A 17,973-nucleotide genomic window follows, 5' to 3' on the forward strand; every position below is an offset into this window, starting at 1 on the left:
CGGCCCGCGCCGAACATCTACACCGTCTCGGCTGATCCCTATGTCATCGCCTACAATAAGCTGTTGCTGCCGGAAGCGCAGTGGCCGAAGACGGTCGGCGACATTGTCAAGCTGGTGAAGGACAATCCGGGCCAGTTCGACCGCAAGATCGCCACCGGGCAGCCGATGGCCAGCGCGGCCAGCCAGAACATGATGGCCCACTACGTCAATGCGGTCGGCGAGGAGCGCGCGCTGGCGGAGTTCGCGGCCCTCGGACCGATCTCCGACCTGTACCGCTCGGCCGGCCCGATCATGGAGAAGATCACCACCGGCGAGTATCTCATCGGCTACCGTCTGTCGGGCATCCAGCTGTTCCCGCTGATCGCCGACCCAACCCGCGCCAGCGTGCTCGGCTGGGCATTCCCGGCCGACGGCACGCTCATGCTGATGCGCCACATCGCCATGGCAAAGACGGTCAAGAACCGCAATTCGACCCGGCTGCTGATCGACTTCATCCTGTCGCGCGACGGGCAGGTGGCCCTGGCTTCCGGCGGCCTGATGCCCTACCGCAGCGATGTGAACCTGCCGGACGGGCCGAACGGCTACACCTACCAGAAGATCGCCCAGCAGATCGGCGAGAAGAACATCATCCGCACCACCTTCGAGCCCCGGCTGCTGCGCCCGCCGCAGGAGCTGGTCGACAAGGTGAACGCCGCCTACAAGGTCCAGGGCTGAGCGGCGGGGCCCGGTCGTCATGGCACAGGTTCGACCGGTGGGCGCCGGCTATAGCGAGGCGCCAGGCCTCGGCACGCATCGCGACATGCCGGGGGCCCGGCTCTGGCGCTTCTGGCGCAACCGGCTGCCGCTGGCGGTGCGCTGGGCGATCGCCCTGTTCCTGCTGGCGCTGCTGATCTCCCCGATGCTGCCGCTGCTGTACCAGGCCCTCATCGACCGTCCGCTCTATGAGGACGGCCAGGTTTGGACGCTGCAGAACTTCCGGGAGCTCGTCTCCGACCCCAACTTCCAGTCGGCCTGCGTCAACACGCTGTGGTTCGCAATCCTCGGCACCGCGATCTCGACCACGACCGGCTTCATCGTGGCCCTGGGGCTGGAGCGGTTCGACCTGCCGTTCCGCCGCGCGCTGAAGATCCTGTTCCTGTCGCCGATCTTCATCTCGGCGCTGATCCTGGCTTTCTCCTGGTCGATGCTGTACGGGCCCAGCGGCTATGCCGCGATCCTGCTCAAGGCGTCGCTCGGGATCAGCCTGCCGAACCTCAACTCGCTGGTCGGGATGAGCGTGCTGGCCGGGGTGTCTGCGGCGCCGATCAGCTACCTGTTCTTCGCCGCGGCGATGCGGAACATCCCGCCGACGCTCGAGGACGCGGCGCGGACGGCCGGCGCCTCGCCGCTGCGGGCGGTGCTCGGCGTTGTCCTGCCGCTGATGCGGCCGTCGCTGATCTACTGCATCCTGCTCAACCTCGTCATGAAGTTCGACCAGCTCGCCGTGCCGCTGGTGGTGGGCGAGCCGGCGCGGATCAAGGTGCTGGCGACCTATCTCTACGAGAAGGGGCTGCAGACCCAGTCCGACTACGGCATCGTCAGCGCCACGGCGGTGGTGATGCTGGTCGTGGTCCAGGTCGTGATCGCCCTGCAGAAATACACGCTGGGCGACGTCCGCCGCTACACCACGATCGGCGGCCGCAGCATGAAGCGCGGCATGATCCGGCTGGGCGCCGCCGGCTGGGCCGTGTCCGGCGCGCTCCTCGTCTACACGCTGCTGACCACCGGCATCCCCAGCGCCTTCCTGATCCTGCGTTCCTTCTGCTCCTTCATGTCGCCGCTGATCCCGATCAGCCAGGTGCTGACGTTGGACAATTTCCGGCTGGTGCTGGGCTACGACGCCTATGTCCGCAGCATCATCAACACCATCATCATCGCCACGGTCGGCGGCTTCGGCGCCCTGGTCCTGACCTTCGCCTCCAGCGTCGTCGCCTACCGCTCGCCGCCGCTGCTGCGCCGGGTGGTCGAGCAGACGGCCTTCATCCCGCGCGCCATCCCCGGCATGGTGGTCGGCATCGGCATCTTCTACGCGGCGGTGATCCTGCCTGGCGGCGGCTATCTGCGCGGCAGCCTGGCGATCCTGATGATCGCCTTCACCATCCGCTACTTCTCGGGCGGCTTCGCCGTGCTGGGGCCGTCCTTCCACCAGATCGGCCAGGATCTCGAACGTGCGGTCCGGGTGGCGGGCGGGGGCGAGATGCGCTCGATCCGGGCCGTCACCATCCCGCTGCTGCGCCCGGCGCTGGTGGGCTGCTTCCTGCTGTACTTCGTGCAGTTCTTCAAGGAATACGCGGCCGCATCCTTCCTGTTCGGGCCTGACACGGCCGTTGTCGGCACCACGATGCTGCAGCTCGACCTGATGGGTAATCTCGGCCCCGTCGCCGCGCTGTCGGTCATCGTCCTGGCGCTGACGCTGCCGATCGCGGTGCTCGTCTATGCCAAGGATTGAAGGGGGCCAGGGATTGAACGCGATCACCCAGATGGATATCGCCGTCGGCCTCTCCGGCATCAGCAAATCGTTCGGCAGCCTGACGGTGCTGGACGACGTCACCCTGACGGTCAAGGAAGGTTCGTTCACCTCGCTGCTCGGTCCCAGCGGCTGCGGCAAGACCACGCTGCTCAACATTATCGGCGGCCTCGACCGGCCGACCGCCGGCGAGATCCGGTTCGGCAGCGACCCGATCTATTCCGACCGGCAGGGGATCAACGTCCCGACCGAGCACCGCAACATCGGCTATGTGTTCCAGAGCTACGCGCTGTGGCCGCACATGACGGTGCTGCAGAATGTCGGCTACGCGCTGAAGATCCGCCGTGCGCCGGCCGCCGAGCGCCAGCAGCGGTCGCGCGAGATGCTGGAGAAGCTGGAGCTCGACGCGCTCGCCGACCGCTACCCCTTCCAGCTGTCGGGCGGCCAGCAGCAGCGCGTCGCCATCGCCCGCTCCCTGGTCTACCGCCCGCGCCTGCTGCTGCTGGACGAGCCGCTGTCCAACCTCGACGCCCAGCTGCGGGAGCGTGCGCGGGCCTGGCTGCGCTCGGTGCACGAGAGCTTCGGCCTGACCACGATCCTGGTGACCCACGACCAGAGCGAGGCGCTGTCGATGAGCGACCAGGTGGTCCTGCTCAGCCGCGGCTCGGTCGAGCAGGTCGGCGCCGCCGCCGAGGTCTATGAGCGGCCCCGCACCGCGCATGTCGCGGAGTTCGTTGGCGGCGCCAACTTGATCCACGGCCGCATCGGCGCCTCCGGCACCGAGGTGATGGCCGAGGCCGGCATCGTCGTGGCCGTCCGCACGACATCGGCCCTGGCCGAGGGTACGCCGATCTGCGTCGCCATTCGGCCGCAGAAGATCCGGCTGCTGGCGCCCGGCGAGGTGGCCGGGGGGGCGGGGACGGTGCTGCCCTTCACGCCCAAAACGGTGCTCTACCTGGGCTCCAGCTTCGAGATCACCGGTTCCACGCCGCTGGGCGACCTGCGGGTGCTGGCCGACCGGGCGCCGCCGGTCCAGGACGCCCGGGTCCTGCTGCCGACGGCAGACTGCCTCTGCGTCAACCCCTGAGGGGCGAGCATGACGATGAAGATCGCAACCGTCGAACCGCTGCCGATCGGCCGCTACCTCTATGTCCGGATCACCACCGAATCCGGCCTGACCGGGATCGGCGAATCCGGCGCCTGGGGCCATCTGGAGGCCAGCGCCGCGGCCATCGCCAAGTTCGGCGCCTATCTCGTCGGCAAGGATGCCCGCCCGATCGAGCATCACTGGAACGTGATGCACCGCTCGCACCACTTCACCGGCGCGGCGATCACCGGCGCGATCTCGGCGATCGACATCGCGCTGTGGGACCTCAAGGGCAAGCAGCTCGGCGTGCCGGTCTACGAGCTGCTGGGCGGCCCGATGCGGCAGAAGGCCCGGCTCTACGCCCATGTGAAGGGCCGCACCATCGATGAGCAGGCGGCGCATGTCTCGGCCCTGCGCAAAGCCGGCTTCACCGCTGTCGGGCACCTGAACCCGCTGCTCGACGAGAGCATCGAGGACCCGTATTTCCGCGCCCATGCCCGCAAGATGCGGGACGCGATCCGCAACGTCGCCCGGCTGCGCGAGGCGGCGGGCGAGGACATGGATCTCTGCATCGAGATCCACCGCCGGCTGACGGTGCCGGAGGCGGTGACCTTGGCGCGGGGGATCGAGCCCTACCACCCGATGTTCTTCGAGGATCCGCTGCCGCCGGCCAATCCGGACGCGATGGCATGGGTCGCCGACCATGTCCCGATCCCGATCGCGACGGGCGAGCGCTACACCAGCCTGCACCAGTTCCAGACTCTGCTGGCCCGCCGCGGCGTGCAGTACCTGCGGCCCTGCATCTGCCTGTGCGGCGGCATCACCGGCGGCCGCAAGATCGCGGCTCTGGCCGAGGCGCATGACGCCCAGATCGTGCCGCACAACCCGCTCTCGCCCGTCAGCCTCGCCGCCTGCCTGCAGCTCGACGCCGCGATCCCGAACCTGGCGATCCAGGAATACCCGTCGGCCAGCCCCGGCGCGGACGGTTCCGCCGCGTTGCCGGCGCATGATGTGGTGACCGGCCTGGACCAGCCGAAGGACGGCTTCATCCGCATCCCCGACGGCCCCGGCCTGGGCATCGAGCTGGTGCAGGGGATCGAGCATCGCGAGCCGGTGCGGCCCCGCCCCATCCAGATGCGTCCCCATGTCGACGGCAGCGTCGTCGACCAGTAGTCAACCATCCGAGGACCAACCGATGTCAGCCACAGAAGACGCCGCGCGCGGGGCGGTGAAGATCACCCGCGTGTCGACGGCCGACTACCAGTGGAAGCGGGCGCGGCCGATCACCAACGGCCTGCACACCTACACCACCTCCGACATGACCGTGGTCAGGATCGAGACCGATGCCGGCGTCACCGGCTACGGCGTCGGCCGCCCGCGCCCGGGCGAGCGCGAGCTGCGCGCCAGCTTCCTGGAGACCTTGGTCGGCCGCGACCCGACGATGACCGAGGCGATCTGGTCCGGGCTGTGGAGCCCCAAGCTGTCCGGCCGGCGCGGCTACGAGACCCGGGCGCTGTCGTCGATCGACCTGGCGCTGTGGGACATCAAGGCCAAGCTGGCGAACATGCCGCTGTACAAGCTGCTGGGCGGCTATCGCACCCGCATCCCGATCTACATCGCCGGCGGCTATTACAGCGAGGGCAAGGGCCACAAGGAGCTGCAGCAGGAGGTCGCCTCCTACGTGGAGCTCGGCGCCAGGGCGGTGAAGATGAAGATCGGCGCTGTGCCGATCAAGGAGGACGTGGCCCGCATCAAGGCGGTGCGCGAGGCCATCGGCCCCGACGTCAAGCTGCTGATGGATGCCAACTGCGCCTATCGCTATTACGACGCCATCCAGTTGGCGCAGCGGGCCGAGGAGTACGAGCCCTTCTGGTTCGAGGAGCCGGTGCAGCCGGACGATTATGACGGCTTCCGCAAGATCGCGGCGGCGACCTCGATCCCGATCGCGACCGGCGAGAACGAATACACCAAGCACGGCTTCCGCGATCTGATCGCCACCCAGGCGGTCGCCATCCTGAACCCCGACGCGCGCTACATGGGCGGGGTGACGGAGTTCATGAAGGTCGCCGCCATGGCCCAGGCGCACGGGCTGGACATCTGCCCGCATGGCGACCAGCAGGCCCATCTGCATCTGCTGGCGGCGATCCCGAACGCCCGGCTGCTGGAGTTCTATCCGAAGAAGGTCAACGCCATGGCGGGCGAGGTCTATCTGCACCCGCCGGTGCTGAACGACGACGGCACCGTCACGGTGCCCGACCTGCCGGGCATCGGGCTGGACCCGAACGAGGAGGCGCTGGCGCCCTACCGCATCGGCTGACGGCCCGGCTCGTCGGTTTCGGTGTCGAAGCCGCGGCCGGCGGCCCAGGCGCGGGCCAGCAGCCAGAACGCCTCGGCCTGGGCGCTCTGGCGCGCCCGTGGCCGGAACAGGCGGATCTCGATCGCGATCGGCGGCGTGGCCGGGCCGATGGCGGCCAGCCGGCCGGCAGCGAGGTCGTCGCCGCAGATGCTGCGCGGCAGCCAGGCGGCGCCGCGGCCGTTCCGCACCATGCTGTGCAGGACCGCGGCCAGGTGCGAGGTGAAGACCGGCGGCTGGCTCATCCTTCGGCCATGGACGCCGGAGACGATGCGGCCGAGCCCGGATTCGGCGCTGTAGGCCAGGTAGGGAAGGGTGGCCGGGTCCTGCGCGGCGAGGTCCGGCGCGACCGCCAGTTGCAGGGCGTCGTGGCCGATGGGCAAGGCCTTGAACAGGGAGGCGTCGAGCCGGTTCGGCACGGCGTGGTGATGGTGGCAGATCAGGAAATGGGCCTGGCCGTTGGCGAGCACCTGCTCGCAGCCCTGCATGCTGTCCGAGATCAGCCGCACGCTGCCGATCGCGGCGCTGGGGGCCAGCGAGCCCAGCCAGTCCGGGAAGAAGGCGAAGGACAGCGAATGGGTGGCGGCGAAGCGCAGCGCCGTGGCCTCGCTGCTGCCGGCCTCGCGCGCCGCGTCGCGGGCCTGGTGCAGCCGGCGCAGGGTCTCCGTGGCGGCCGGCCGGAACTGGCGGCCGGCCTCGGTCAGCCCGACGCGGTGCGTGGCCCGGTCGAACAGCGGCGTCCCGACCCAGTCCTCCAGCGACCGGATGCGGCGGCTGAAGGCCGGCTGGGTGACGTGGCGCGCCCGTGCGGCCCGGGAGAAGTTCCCGGTCTCGGCCAGGGCGACGAAGTCCTCGAGCCAGGTCAGCTCCATCGATGATGCCGGATGCACATGGTTTGACGCCGGATCGGCATTGGCCCGCGGCCGCTGCCACTCGTTATTGTGATGGTTGCGGGATCGCGATCTGCAAATGATCGGCAAGTGACGGCATGGCATAGACGGAAGGATTGCAAGTATGAGGATCGTCGATATTCGCGAGAAGACCGTGTCGATCGCGTCGTCGATCGCGAATGCTTACATCGACTTCTCGAAGATGACGTGCTCCGTGGTGGCCGTCGTGACCGATGTGGTGCGGGACGGGAAGCCGGTGGTCGGGTTCGGCTTCAACTCGAACGGCCGCTACGGCCAGGGGGCGCTGATCCGCGAGCGGCTGATGCCGCGTCTGCAGGAGGCGGACCCCGCGGCGCTGGTCGACGCGGCGGCGGACAACCTCGACCCCTTCGCCATCTGGGCGGCGATGATGGCGAATGAGAAGCCCGGCGGCCATGGCGAGCGCTCGGTCGCGGTCGGCACCGTCGACATGGCGGTGTGGGACGCCGTCGCCAAGATCGCGCGGCAGCCGCTGTGGCGCCTGCTGGCCGACCGGTATCGCGGTGGGCAGGCCGACGAGACCGTCTGGGTCTATGCCGCCGGCGGCTACTACTACCCCGGCAAGGACCTGACGCAGCTCAGGGACGAGATGCGCGGCTACCGAGACCGCGGCTACCGGGTGGTCAAGATGAAGATCGGCGGCGCGCCGCTGGCCGAAGATCTGCGCCGCATCGAGGCGGTCCTCGAGGTGGTGGGGGAGGGCGGGTGCCTGGCGGTCGACGCCAATGGCCGCTTCGACCTCGCCACCGCCCTCGCCTATGCCCGGGCGCTCGAGCCCTACGGCCTCCGCTGGTACGAGGAGGCGGGCGACCCCCTCGACTACGCCCTGCAGAAGGAGCTGTCTTCCGTCTATCCCGGCCGGATGGCGACCGGGGAGAATCTGTTCTCCCACCAGGACGCCCGCAACCTGCTGCGCCATGGTGGAATGAACCCGGAGCGGGACGTGCTGCAGTTCGACTGCGCCCTGTCTTACGGCCTGGTCGAATACCTGCGCACGCTGGATGTGCTGGCCGCCGCCGGCTGGTCCACCCGCCGGGTGGTGCCGCATGGCGGGCACCAGATGTCGCTGAACATCGCCGCCGGCCTGCATCTCGGCGGCAATGAATCCTACCCCGACATGTTCCAGCCCTTCGGCGGCTTCGCCGACGGTATCGCGGTGGAGGACGGCTTCGTCAGGCTGCCGGACCAGCCGGGCATCGGCTTCGAGGCCAAGCCCGCCCTCTATGCGGTGATGAAGGGCCTGGTCGACGCCTAGCACCGCGTCCCCGGTGTCGCGGCGATCCGGCGTCATGGTCTCGGCGAGAACGCGCCCTTCTCGGCGATGCGGGCCAGCAGGCGGTCCCGGGCCGCGGTGACGTGGTCGAACACGGCCTCGCCCGCCGCCGTCGGGTCATGGGCCTCGAAGGCGCGGATCATCTTTTCATGCTCGGCGATCACCGCGTCGTACATGTCCGGGGTGTAGCCGCCCAGGCTGTCCGCCACCGTCCGCACCACCCGGGTGCGTCCTTCCAGGATCTGCTCGGCCTCCGGGTTCCGGGCGATCTCGTAGATCCGCTTGTGGAAGATGATGTTCTCCCGCGACGCCACCATCGGCTTGCCGGACCGGATCAGGACGCTCAGATCCTCGTGCAGCCGGCGCAGCGTGGCGATGTCGGCATCCGTCGCCCGCTCGACCGCGCGATGGGCCAGCATCGACTCGATCCCGACGCGGATGTCGTAGATGTTGCGGATATAGCCCTCGGTGATGGATTCGATCCGGAAGCCGCGATGGGCCAGCGAGATCAGGATCCCTTCGCCCTCCAACTGGCGCAGCGCCTCGCGGATCGGCATGTGGCTGACGGCGTAGCGCGACGTCAGGGCCTCGATCGTCAGATGCGTCCCCGGGACGAACTGCCCCGACACCAGGTCCCCGATGATGGCGCGCTTGACCCTCAGATAGGTCGGCTCGTTCAGCGGGGCTTCGGGGGCGGGGCTCACCCATGGGTCCACGGTCTTCTCCTGCGCCGTTCGTCTGTCGCGGCAGAGTATCGGCGATGCGGCGTTGACGCGCAAATATATTTGCGCAAATGTATGATCCGACAAATCGAGGCGTCCATGAGGCGCCGTCGCCAGGGAAGGCTGGCCAAAGAAGGGGAGGAACGTCATGGCTCATTCCGACGATCGCTCGCGCTTCGGTTCGCAAGGCGCCTGGTCGCGCCGCAGGGTGCTGCAGGGAGGCGCGCTGGCCGGGCTGGGCGCCCTCGGCCTGTCGCTCACGGGGCGGTCCGGCCTTGCCCTGGCCGCGTCGCCGCAGCCGGATGCCGGGCTGGTCGCCGCGGCCAAGGCCGAGGGAACCCTGACCTACTATCACACCACCGCGATCGACCCGACCGGGGTCTGGACGAAGGTCTTCACCGACAAGTACGGGATCACGACGCAGAATGTCCGCGGCCCCAGCTACCCGCTGTTCGAGCGCTGGCTGACGGAGGAGCGGGTCGGGCAGCACATCGCCGACCTGGTGCAGATCACCGACACCGTGCTGATCGAATCCGCCCATGACGAGGGGCTGGTCGCGGAGTACGCGCCGGCCTCGGCGGCGGGCATCCGGCCGGAGATGAAGAAGGACGGCGTCTGGTACACGATCTTCGTCAACGCCATGGGGATCGCCTGGAACTCCGGCAAGGTGACGCCGGAGGAGGACAAGCTGATCCGCGAGGGCGGCTGGAACGTGCTGACCGACCCGCGCTGGGCGGGCCGCTTCGCCACCGGCACCCCGGCCTCCGGCGGCAGTAGCTACTCCTATGTCTACATGTTCCTCGGCGGGAAGCGCGACCAGTTCGGGCCGGGCTTCGTGGCCAAGATGGCGGCGCTGAAGCCGCAGGTCTATGACAGCAAGTCGCCGATGTACGACCGGCTCGCCGCGGGCGAGCACGCGATCGTCGACCAGGCCTCGCAGAGCGACATGGGCGGCCTTTACCTCAAGGGCGCACCGATCCGCTGGGTGTTCCCGAAGCCGACCCCCGCCAACCTGACGGTCCAGACGATCTCGGCCAAGGCCCCGCATCCGAACGCGGCCCGGCTGTTCCAGGACTGGGCGATGAGCGCCGAGGGCCAGGCCGCCTGGTTCAAGGTCGCCGGCGTCGCCTCGGCCCGCGAGGACACGGTCGACCCCCGCAAGGTGGCGAAGGCCGACTGGTACAAGGAGGACTGGTACGCGGATCCCGAGGAACTCTACATCAACTACCTGAACGACCCCGGCTACGTCGACCCTGCGAAGCCGATCATCGCCGAATGGAACCAGATCTTCGGCCGCTGAGGCGCAGGATGACGATCTCCGCGCCCGCGCTGAACGTGAAGGAGCCGGTGGCCGGCGGCTATGCCGCGCTGCGTCGCCGCCGCCGCGGGCTGGCCCTGCCGCTGGCGCTGGGCCTGCTCCTCGCCGTGCTGGTGCTGGTCCCGATCGTGCTGATGTTCGTCGGCGCGGTGCGGACCGGCACCTTCGTCGACCCGCGGGCCCAGTTCTCGCTGCGCAGCCTCGCCGCGGTCTACACGACGCTGCCCTATCTGAAGATCCTGGCGGTCACGGTCGGGGCGTCGCTGCTGGTGTCGCTGGTGGCTTGCGCCATCGGCATCGGGCTGGCCTGGCTGCTGGCCCGGACCGACCTTCCGGTCAAGGGGCTGATGGAGAACGCGGTGATTGCGCCGCTCTACCTGTCGCCCTTCGTCGGGGCGCTGGCCTGGCTGGTCCTCGCCTCGCCGAATGCCGGCCTGCTGAACGTCCTGGCCCACGACCTGCTCGGAATCGACGGGCCGGTGATCAACGTCATGACCGCCGGCGGGGTGATCCTGGTCATGGCGCTGTACAACGTGCCCTATGCCTACATGACGGTCTCGGCCGCGCTGAGGGGCATGGACCCGTCGATGGAGGAGGCGTCCTACCTCAACGGCGCCGGCACGCTGGCGACCGCCCTGAAAATCACCTTCCCGGTGGTCCGCCCGGCCATCGTCTCGGCCTTCTTCTTCGTCTTCGTGCTGACCTGCGGCACCTTCTCGATCCCGGCGGCGCTGGGCGGCACGCAGGCGCTGCCCTTCCTGGCGGTCGACATCTACCGGGCGGTCGCGACCTTCCCGCTGGACTACGCCCGGGCGGCGGCGATCGGCACGCTGCTGTTCTGGATCTCGCTGATCGGCGTGGTCTTCTACCGCTTCGCCTCCCGGGTCGCGACGCGCTTCGTCACCGTGACCGCCCGCGGCTACCGCACCCGCCTGGTCCGGCTGCGCGGCTGGCGGGGGCCTGCGATCCTCGCGATCCTGGTCTATGTCGTGCTGGCGATCATCCTGCCCTATCTGGCGCTGCTCTACGTCGCCTTCACCCGCTTCACCTCCTCCTCGATCCTCGACGCGGGCTTCACCCTGGACAATGTCCGGTCGGTGATCGGGTCGGTGGCAGTGCAGCAGTCGATCGGCAACACGCTCTTGGTCGGGGTGCTGTCGCCGACGCTCTGCGTGCTGCTGGGCATCGTCATCGCCTATGCGGTGCGGCGGCTGCGGGTGCGCGGCGGCGGGGTCCTCGACTACGTCGCCATGTTCCCGATCGCCGTTCCCGGCATCGTCTTCGGCACCGGCATCTTCTGGACCTATCTGATGACGCCGGCCTACGGCACGATCTGGATCCTGGTGATCGCCTTCGTCGCCTCCTACATCCCCTTCGCCTACCGCATGGTCGACACCTCGATCCTCCAGATCGACCGGTCGCTGGAGGAGGCGTCCTCGGTCTGCGGCGCCTCGCATTGGCGGACGGCGCGGCAGGTGACGTTCCGGCTGATCCGGCCCGGCGTGCTCTCCGCCTGGATCCTGGTCTTCATCTTCTCGATCCGCGAGATCAGCGCCGCGATCCTGCTGGCGTCGCCGAGCAACAAGGTGCTGTCGGTGATGTCCTGGGACTATCTCGAATTCGGCAACGTCCAGAACGCCGCCATCATCGGCCTGCTGCAGACGGCCATCCTGATCGCCGGGATCGTGGTGGGGCGATACGTCCTGCGCGTCCGGCTGTCCCAGGCCGTGTGAGCGGCGGCCGCAACCCCGGGGAAACGCCATGGCCAAGCTCAGCGTCGAAGGCCTCGTCGTCGCCTATGGCAGCGTCACCGCCGTCCGCAACGTCAGCTTCGACGTCGAGGATGGAGAGTTCGTGTCGCTGCTGGGGCCGAGCGGCTGCGGCAAGACCACGACCCTGCGCTGCATCGCCGGACTCGAAGGCTCCGCGGCCGGCACGATTCGGATCGGCGGCGAGGTGGTGGCGGCCGACGGGCGCGACGTGCCGCCCGAGAAGCGCGGCATCAACATGGTGTTCCAGTCCTACGCGGTGTGGCCGCACATGACGGTGTTCGAGAATGTCGCCTACGGCCTGCGGACGCGGCGCGAGCCGGCGGCGGCGATCGACGCCAAGGTCGGCGAGGCGCTGAAGATCGTCGGCCTCGACGGCTTCGCGGCGCGCTACGGCACCGAGCTCAGCGGCGGGCAGCAGCAGCGCGTGGCGCTGGCCCGCGCCGTGGTCACCTCGCCGCGCCTCCTGCTGTTCGACGAGCCGCTCAGCAACCTCGATGCCGGCCTCAGGGACCGCATGCGCTTCGAGCTGGTCGAGCTGCAGCGGCGGCTCGGGCAGACCTCGCTCTACGTCACGCACGACCAGTCGGAAGCGATGCTGATGAGCGACCGGATCATCCTGATGAAGGACGGCGAGATGATCCAGTCCGGCAGCCCGCGGGACCTCTACGAGCGGCCGGCCAGCCGCTTCGCCGCGGAGTTCATCGGCAACGCCAACATCCTGGAGGCCGACATCGTCCGCTTGGCCGGTGACGGCAGCGCCCTGGTGTCGCTTGCCGGCGGCCCGGCGATCGAGGGGCGGTTCTCACGGTCCGACGGCGTCCGGCCGTCCGGGCCGGTCCTGGCCTGCATCCGGGCCGAGAGCATCCTGCGGCTGCGGGACGGGGAGGATGGGCCCAACGGCTTCGAGGCCGAGGTCGCGTCGGTCAGCTTCCTCGGGCCGGTCGTCACCTGCCTGCTGCGCATCGGTGGGATGACCCTTCGCGCCGAGCTGCCGGCCCGCGGCTCGCCCGCGGCCGGAGACACAATCCGCGCCCGGATCGACCCGGACGCCGTGATCCTGATTCCGAACGGCCAGGCGCCGTCCGCCCAACACCCCTGAAGGACAGAGACATGCGTATCGAGAGCGTCGAGACCATCCTGGTGGACAGGTATCTGTTCGTCGAGATCCGGACCGACAACGGCCTCGTCGGGCTCGGCGAGGGCGGGGCCTGGGGCTTCCACGAGGCGACGGCCGGCGCCATCCTCCGCTTCAAGGACTATCTGCTGGGGCGGGATCCGCTGAAGATCGAGCACCATTGGCAGTACATGTATCGCTGGGCGCATTTCCGCGGCTCGGCGGTCATGGCGGCGATCAGCGCCATCGACATCGCGCTGTGGGACATCGCCGGCAAGCATTTCGAGGCGCCGGTCCACGCCCTTCTCGGCGGCAAGGTGCGCGACCGGGCCCGCGCCTATTATCACGTGTTCGGCGAGACCAAGGAGGAGCTGTTCGGCGGGGTGGAGGAGGCCAGGAAGATGGGCTTCACCGCCGTCGGCCACCTGACCCCGTTCCTCGACAGCCGCCGCGAGGTCCCGTATTTCCAGACCCATGCCGAGAAGATCGCTGACGCGATCGACACGGTGGCGGAATACCGGCGGATCGCTGGCCGGAAGATGGATCTGTGCATCGAGATTCACCGCCGGATGACACCGTTCGAGGCGGTGCAACTGGGCCGGGGCATCGAGCCGTTCCACCCACTGTTCCTCGAGGATCCAATCACGCCGGACAATCTCGATGAGATGGCCTATGTCGCCGACAAGATCTCGATCCCGATCGCGACCGGCGAGCGCATGACCTCGCTGTGGGAGTTCCAGATGCTGCTGGCCCGCAACGCGGTGCAGATGGTGCGGCCGGATGTCTGTATCGTCGGCGGCATCTCGGGCGCCCGCAAGATCGCGGCGCTGGCCGAGGCGTCGCATGCCGGGGTGGTGCCGCACAACCCGCTCAGCGCCGTGTCGACGGCGGCCTGCCTGCAGATCGCGGCGACGGCGCCGAACTTCGTGCTGCAGGAGTTCCCCAACGACACCTGGGACATCACCGACAAGCGGCCGGATTCCGACAGCCTGGTGGCCGGCGCCGCCCGGCATGACGGCGAGGGCTTCTTGACCATCAGCGACGAACCGGGAATCGGCGTGTCGCTGCGCCCCGACGCGGCCGAGAAATTCCCGTATCGGCCCCGCAAGATCCACACCCGGCTGCACAAGGACGGCTCCGTCGTCGACCAATAGGGTGGATCAGATGGCGGAACGGTTCGGGCCGGAGGAGAGAGCGAAAAAACGCGAGAGCGTGTCGCACGGCCGGCGCTGTCGATGACCGGCGCGGACACGGCCGCCACCTCCGGATCGCGCTCACCGCGGGAGACGGCCATGCCGGCGTCCCGGACTGGGGCCAGGGATAAGTCGCTCGGCTCGGTGAAGGCGAGCAGCACCCGGCCCGCGGCGCCTTGCCCCAAGGGCAGGCGGACACCTTCGTCGAGATGGTGCCGGGCCGATTTGGGCGAGTTCAGGCGGTAGAGGCAGACCCTCTGGCTCCCGTCGCGGATGTAGAAGGACGCGGTCTCCTGGGTCGCCTCCACCAGGGCGCGCAGCGTCGGCCGGACATATTCCCCCAGATCAAAGCCGCGCCTGTACAGCGATCCGAGCCGCCACAGCTCCGGCCCCAGCCGGAACGTGCCGTCGCCGCTGCGGCGCGGCTGTGCCGGAAACAGGGTGCCGGCCGGCTGGTGCCCGAGCTCGGCGGGACGGAAGGCAGGCGCGGCTAGATGTTTGATCCCAGGCTTTGATGGTGCACCGTTATCCTCCGAATCCAGGGAGGCTCTATGGGTCAGGTTCTGCATGGGAGCGCCACGACGACAGAGGCGATCCGTCGAGCGATACAACATAGTCATGTCGGCCGGGCGGCCGTGCAGGTGGACGGGAACGATCGCCTTGGTGCGCGGCGTGATCGCGGCCTCGACGGCCCCGGTATCGATCGTCCAGGCCCGAGGCTCGATGTCGACAAGGACCGGCCGCGCGCCGGTGTACTGGATCGCCGCGACGGTCGCCACGAAAGTGAACGCCACCGTGATGACCTCATCGCCCGGCCCGATCCCGCAGGCCAGCAGCGCCAAGTGCAGCGCGGAGGTCCCGGAATTGACCGCCACGGCATGGGACGTACCGCAATAGGCCGCGAAGGCATCCTGGAAGGCCTCCACCTCGTCGCCCAGCCCGTACCGGCCGGACCTGAGAACCCGCAGCGCCGCCTCTTCCAGCGGTTCGCGCAGCGAGGCGTTCTGCGCCTTCAGGTCGGCGAGCGGTATCGTCACGCAATCTGCTCCGCAAGTGGTGGTGGCCAACATCTCCGTCGCCCGACCCGCGCTTGGTACAGTATCTGGGATCCCGTAAATCGGGCTATCTGATGTTCAGACGAAAGCCTGCAATACCGTAGTACCCGCACTCAGCTCTGTATCCACAATGGATGCGAACCCAGCTCGCTTTCGTGGCTGGTGGGAGGTCTTCGGTCATGTCCGGTTCGGTGAGCGAACTGCGACGACCGGTTCCGGGCATCCTCCGCGAGTCGGAGTAGCCGCGAGCGCCCGGGATCATGCCGTCTTGAGCTAAGTCCGGTTTCGGAGCGGCGACCCAATGTCTCCTGATGGCGCCGACGGGCCGGGCTTAGTTGGCTGGGATCGGTCCGGAAAGTCGGCGAGGCTACTCCGCCACCGGCTCGGCCAGGGCAACCATCGCAGCGCAGGTGATCCGGAATTTTGCGGAATGGCGCCAACAGGTTCTGGAGCACTTGCACAATCAGGTGGAGGCATCCGGCAACTTGCTTGGTCACAGGTGATCATCCCGCAGAACGAGATGATCGCCTGCCGTATTGCTCGGAACGGCGGTCCGAGGACTTAGGGCAGCGGACCTTCAGATTAACATTTCTTGTTCCCACCAGCCGCGGGTGTTCACGTTAGCGGCGTCGGCAAGGACTTCCAGCTCCGCAATGTCGTCGCTGGTGAGCGTGATGCCGGCAGCTCGAACCAGACCCTCGATATAATGGGGCTTGGTGACACCGATGATCGGCGTCGCGCCCTTGGCGATGGCCCACGCCGCCGCGACATCGGGAACTGCAGCAGCCCGGCTCTGGCCGATCGAGGCGAGCTTGTCTGTCAGCGCCTTCAGCCGAGGCAGGATGCCGTTGTAATGTTCCGCCCGGTTGCTGCCTTCCGGCAGCGGGTTCTCCGGACTGTACTCGCCGGCCAAGGCGCCCTGTTCAAGCACCATATAGGCGAAGAATGGGATGCCTTGGTTGCGGCAGTAGTCCAGGATCCCAGCTTTTTCAGAGCTGTGATAGAGGAGGCTATAGTGGTTCTGGATAGCTTCGACCCGGAACCCGGCTTCGCCAAGGATTTGATCGGCGAGCTTGATTTCGCTCAGGTTGTGGTTCGAGACGCCGACATGCTTGACCTTCCCGCTCTTCAGCAACGGGATCAGGTGCGGAGTCCACCGCGGCACATCGGCCGGATTGTGAATCCAATAGAGGTCGATGTAGTCGGTGCCGAGGTTGGCCAGACTCTGCTCCAGCATGTCCGCCACCGGGTTATCGCTGGTGCTTGCGAGCTGTGGGGTGAACTTCGTGGAGAGCTGGTAGTCGCTGCGGGCATAGCGCTTCAGGACCTCCCCAAGGACGGTCTCGGAGCGGCCCATGCCGTACACCAGGGCGGTGTCCCACAGGGTGAATCCGGCCGCCTGGGCCTTGTCGACGACCTCCTCCAGACCAGCCTGAGTCAGGTGGGTGCCGAAGTAGCCGTCGCCAATCTCGCCGCTGTCGCCCCAAGCCCATGTGCCCAGCGCGACCGCGGGGATCTTCAATGTGTCGATTGCCATGTTTGCTCCATACGTGTTCTGCGGTCAGGTTGCTGTGACCCAGGCCCCGCTGACACTGTGATGCGCGGTGACGTCGGACCGTTAGCCTGATGCGCCGGAATTGCTGCCCAATCCTCCAAAAGCTATGGGCTCGCATTGCCGCCCTTCCGCGCACATGCGACGGTCGGATTCATGGAAACGCTGACCGAAATCGCGGCCCTGATTGCCCGGCACGTCTCTAAGGACGGCTTCCACGCCACCCCCATCGAACGTGTGACGCTTGTTCGATCCTCCACGGTGACGATGCCGATGCCGAATGTTTACCGGCCGCAACTGTGCCTCGTCGCGCAGGGGCACAAGGAGGTCACGCTGGGCGACCGCGTGTTCAGATATGCTCCGGGGCGGTATGGTGTGGTGACCTACGACCTGCCGGCTACGGGCCATGTGGTCGAGGCGACGCCTGACAAGCCCTACCTCTGCCTGTACCTCGATTTCGATCCGGTCATGCTGGGGGATTTGGCGTTGCGCGTGCCGCCGCCGCCGGGAGCGCCATCCCCGCCCATAGGCAAGACGGTGTCCGACGCCGGCCCCGGTCTGCTCGACGCGGCGCTACGCCTGCTGCGCCTGCTCGACGATCCGGCGGCGCTGCCCGTGCTCGGGCCGCTTGCCGAGCAGGAAATTCTCTACCGCCTGCTCGCCGGCCCCGACGGCGCCAGGATGCGCCACATCACCTCCAGCCAGGGTCGGGTGGCCCAGGTCGGCCGCGCCATCGCCTGGATCGGGAAGAACTTCCGGGAACGGTTCAGCATCGAGCGGCTTGCCGCGGAAGTCGGCATGAGCCCGTCGAGCCTGCACGAACATTTTCGCACGGTGACGGCGATGACGCCGCTGCAATTCCAGAAGCAGCTCAGGCTGCAGGACGCGCGCAGCCTGATGCTGGTCCAGGACATCGACGTCACGACCGCCGCCCTCCGCGTTGGTTACGAAAGCCCGTCGCAGTTCAGTCGCGAATATCGCCGCCACTTTGGAGAGCCGCCGGCGCGCGACATAGCCCGCTTGCGCGCTTCGCCGGGCTTGGCAGTGGTCGCTTGAGTTCAGGGCCTGCCGATGTCGGCACATCAGCGATTGGTTGAAT

The 17,973-nt window shown here is 68.1% G+C and carries 14 protein-coding genes and 2 pseudogenes (1 of these 16 only partly in view); 11 read left to right on the plus strand and 5 right to left on the minus strand.

What is annotated here, in order from left to right:
- The 5 genes in view from BWR60_RS01580 to BWR60_RS01600 are tightly spaced (at most 22 nt apart) and all read left to right on the plus strand, a layout consistent with a single transcriptional unit that may run on beyond the window.
- On the plus strand, nt 1–714 hold the 3' portion of the coding sequence (locus tag BWR60_RS01580; protein ID WP_179221588.1) for an ABC transporter substrate-binding protein. The gene continues 417 nt to the left of window position 1, outside the view; 714 of the gene's 1,131 nt are visible here — the last part of the coding sequence; its start codon lies beyond the left edge, outside the window; its stop codon occupies nt 712–714.
- A gap of 19 nt (nt 715–733) precedes the next feature.
- Entirely contained in the window at nt 734–2,488 is a 1,755-nt protein-coding gene (locus BWR60_RS01585; protein ID WP_218823282.1) for an ABC transporter permease, read from the plus strand.
- Nucleotides 2,489–2,501: 13 nt separating this feature from the next.
- The gene (locus BWR60_RS01590; protein ID WP_218823283.1) at nt 2,502–3,593 is read left to right on the plus strand and encodes an ABC transporter ATP-binding protein; all 1,092 of its coding nucleotides are present in this window, start codon (nt 2,502–2,504) and stop codon (nt 3,591–3,593) included.
- A gap of 15 nt (nt 3,594–3,608) precedes the next feature.
- Nucleotides 3,609–4,766: a mandelate racemase/muconate lactonizing enzyme family protein gene (locus BWR60_RS01595; protein WP_088149397.1), complete on the plus strand. Its 1,158-nt coding sequence runs from the start codon at nt 3,609–3,611 to the stop codon at nt 4,764–4,766.
- 22 nt (nt 4,767–4,788) lie between these two features.
- Nucleotides 4,789–5,910, plus strand: coding sequence for a mandelate racemase/muconate lactonizing enzyme family protein (locus BWR60_RS01600; protein ID WP_088149261.1), 1,122 nt, complete (start codon nt 4,789–4,791; stop codon nt 5,908–5,910).
- On the opposite strand, the gene BWR60_RS01605 is transcribed toward BWR60_RS01600, so the two are convergent.
- A complete protein-coding gene (locus BWR60_RS01605; protein WP_088149262.1) occupies nt 5,895–6,818 on the minus strand; it encodes a LysR family transcriptional regulator in 924 nt (307 codons plus the stop codon). The genes BWR60_RS01600 and BWR60_RS01605 overlap by 16 nt on opposite strands.
- A gap of 142 nt (nt 6,819–6,960) precedes the next feature.
- Between BWR60_RS01605 and BWR60_RS01610 the strand changes: the two genes are divergently transcribed.
- Nucleotides 6,961–8,130, plus strand: coding sequence for a mandelate racemase/muconate lactonizing enzyme family protein (locus BWR60_RS01610; RefSeq protein ID WP_088149263.1), 1,170 nt, complete (start codon nt 6,961–6,963; stop codon nt 8,128–8,130).
- A 32-nt stretch (nt 8,131–8,162) separates the two neighbouring features.
- Here BWR60_RS01610 and BWR60_RS01615 read toward each other — a convergent pair whose 3' ends face one another.
- On the minus strand, nt 8,163–8,864 hold the full coding sequence (locus BWR60_RS01615) for a GntR family transcriptional regulator (protein ID WP_179221589.1): 702 nt from the start codon (nt 8,862–8,864) through the stop codon (nt 8,163–8,165).
- Between the two features lie 154 nt (nt 8,865–9,018).
- Here BWR60_RS01615 and BWR60_RS01620 point away from each other — a divergent pair, with 154 nt between their 5' ends.
- The 4 genes from BWR60_RS01620 to BWR60_RS01635 are packed head-to-tail and all read left to right on the plus strand — an operon-like array spanning nt 9,019 to nt 14,228.
- Nucleotides 9,019–10,170, plus strand: a complete 1,152-nt coding sequence (locus BWR60_RS01620; protein ID WP_088149265.1) for an ABC transporter substrate-binding protein — start codon at nt 9,019–9,021, stop codon at nt 10,168–10,170.
- An 8-nt stretch (nt 10,171–10,178) separates the two neighbouring features.
- On the plus strand, nt 10,179–11,921 hold the full coding sequence (locus BWR60_RS01625) for an ABC transporter permease (protein WP_088149266.1): 1,743 nt from the start codon (nt 10,179–10,181) through the stop codon (nt 11,919–11,921).
- Between the two features lie 28 nt (nt 11,922–11,949).
- Nucleotides 11,950–13,059: an ABC transporter ATP-binding protein gene (locus BWR60_RS01630; protein WP_088149267.1), complete on the plus strand. Its 1,110-nt coding sequence runs from the start codon at nt 11,950–11,952 to the stop codon at nt 13,057–13,059.
- An 11-nt stretch (nt 13,060–13,070) separates the two neighbouring features.
- Nucleotides 13,071–14,228, plus strand: coding sequence for a mandelate racemase/muconate lactonizing enzyme family protein (locus tag BWR60_RS01635; RefSeq protein WP_088149268.1), 1,158 nt, complete (start codon nt 13,071–13,073; stop codon nt 14,226–14,228).
- Between the two features lie 182 nt (nt 14,229–14,410).
- Here the strand turns inward: BWR60_RS01635 and BWR60_RS38880 are convergent.
- The 3 genes and pseudogenes from BWR60_RS38880 to BWR60_RS01645 form a co-directional block, all read right to left on the minus strand.
- Nucleotides 14,411–14,836, minus strand: a pseudogene (locus tag BWR60_RS38880) (IclR family transcriptional regulator domain-containing protein); the annotation flags it as partial.
- A gap of 99 nt (nt 14,837–14,935) precedes the next feature.
- Nucleotides 14,936–15,337: pseudogene (locus tag BWR60_RS01640) on the minus strand (DegT/DnrJ/EryC1/StrS family aminotransferase); the annotation flags it as partial.
- Nucleotides 15,338–15,899: 562 nt separating this feature from the next.
- Nucleotides 15,900–16,859 (minus strand): aldo/keto reductase, encoded by a 960-nt coding sequence (locus tag BWR60_RS01645; RefSeq protein WP_088149269.1) that lies wholly within the window; start codon nt 16,857–16,859, stop codon nt 15,900–15,902.
- A 171-nt stretch (nt 16,860–17,030) separates the two neighbouring features.
- On the opposite strand from BWR60_RS01645, the gene BWR60_RS01650 reads away from it, so the two are divergent.
- A complete protein-coding gene (locus tag BWR60_RS01650; RefSeq protein ID WP_088149270.1) occupies nt 17,031–17,930 on the plus strand; it encodes an AraC family transcriptional regulator in 900 nt (299 codons plus the stop codon).
- The last annotated feature ends 43 nt before the right edge of the window (nt 17,931–17,973 follow it).

Origin of the sequence: Inquilinus limosus (assembly GCF_002195995.1) — a bacterium.
GTDB lineage: Bacteria > Pseudomonadota > Alphaproteobacteria > DSM-16000 > Inquilinaceae > Inquilinus > Inquilinus limosus_C.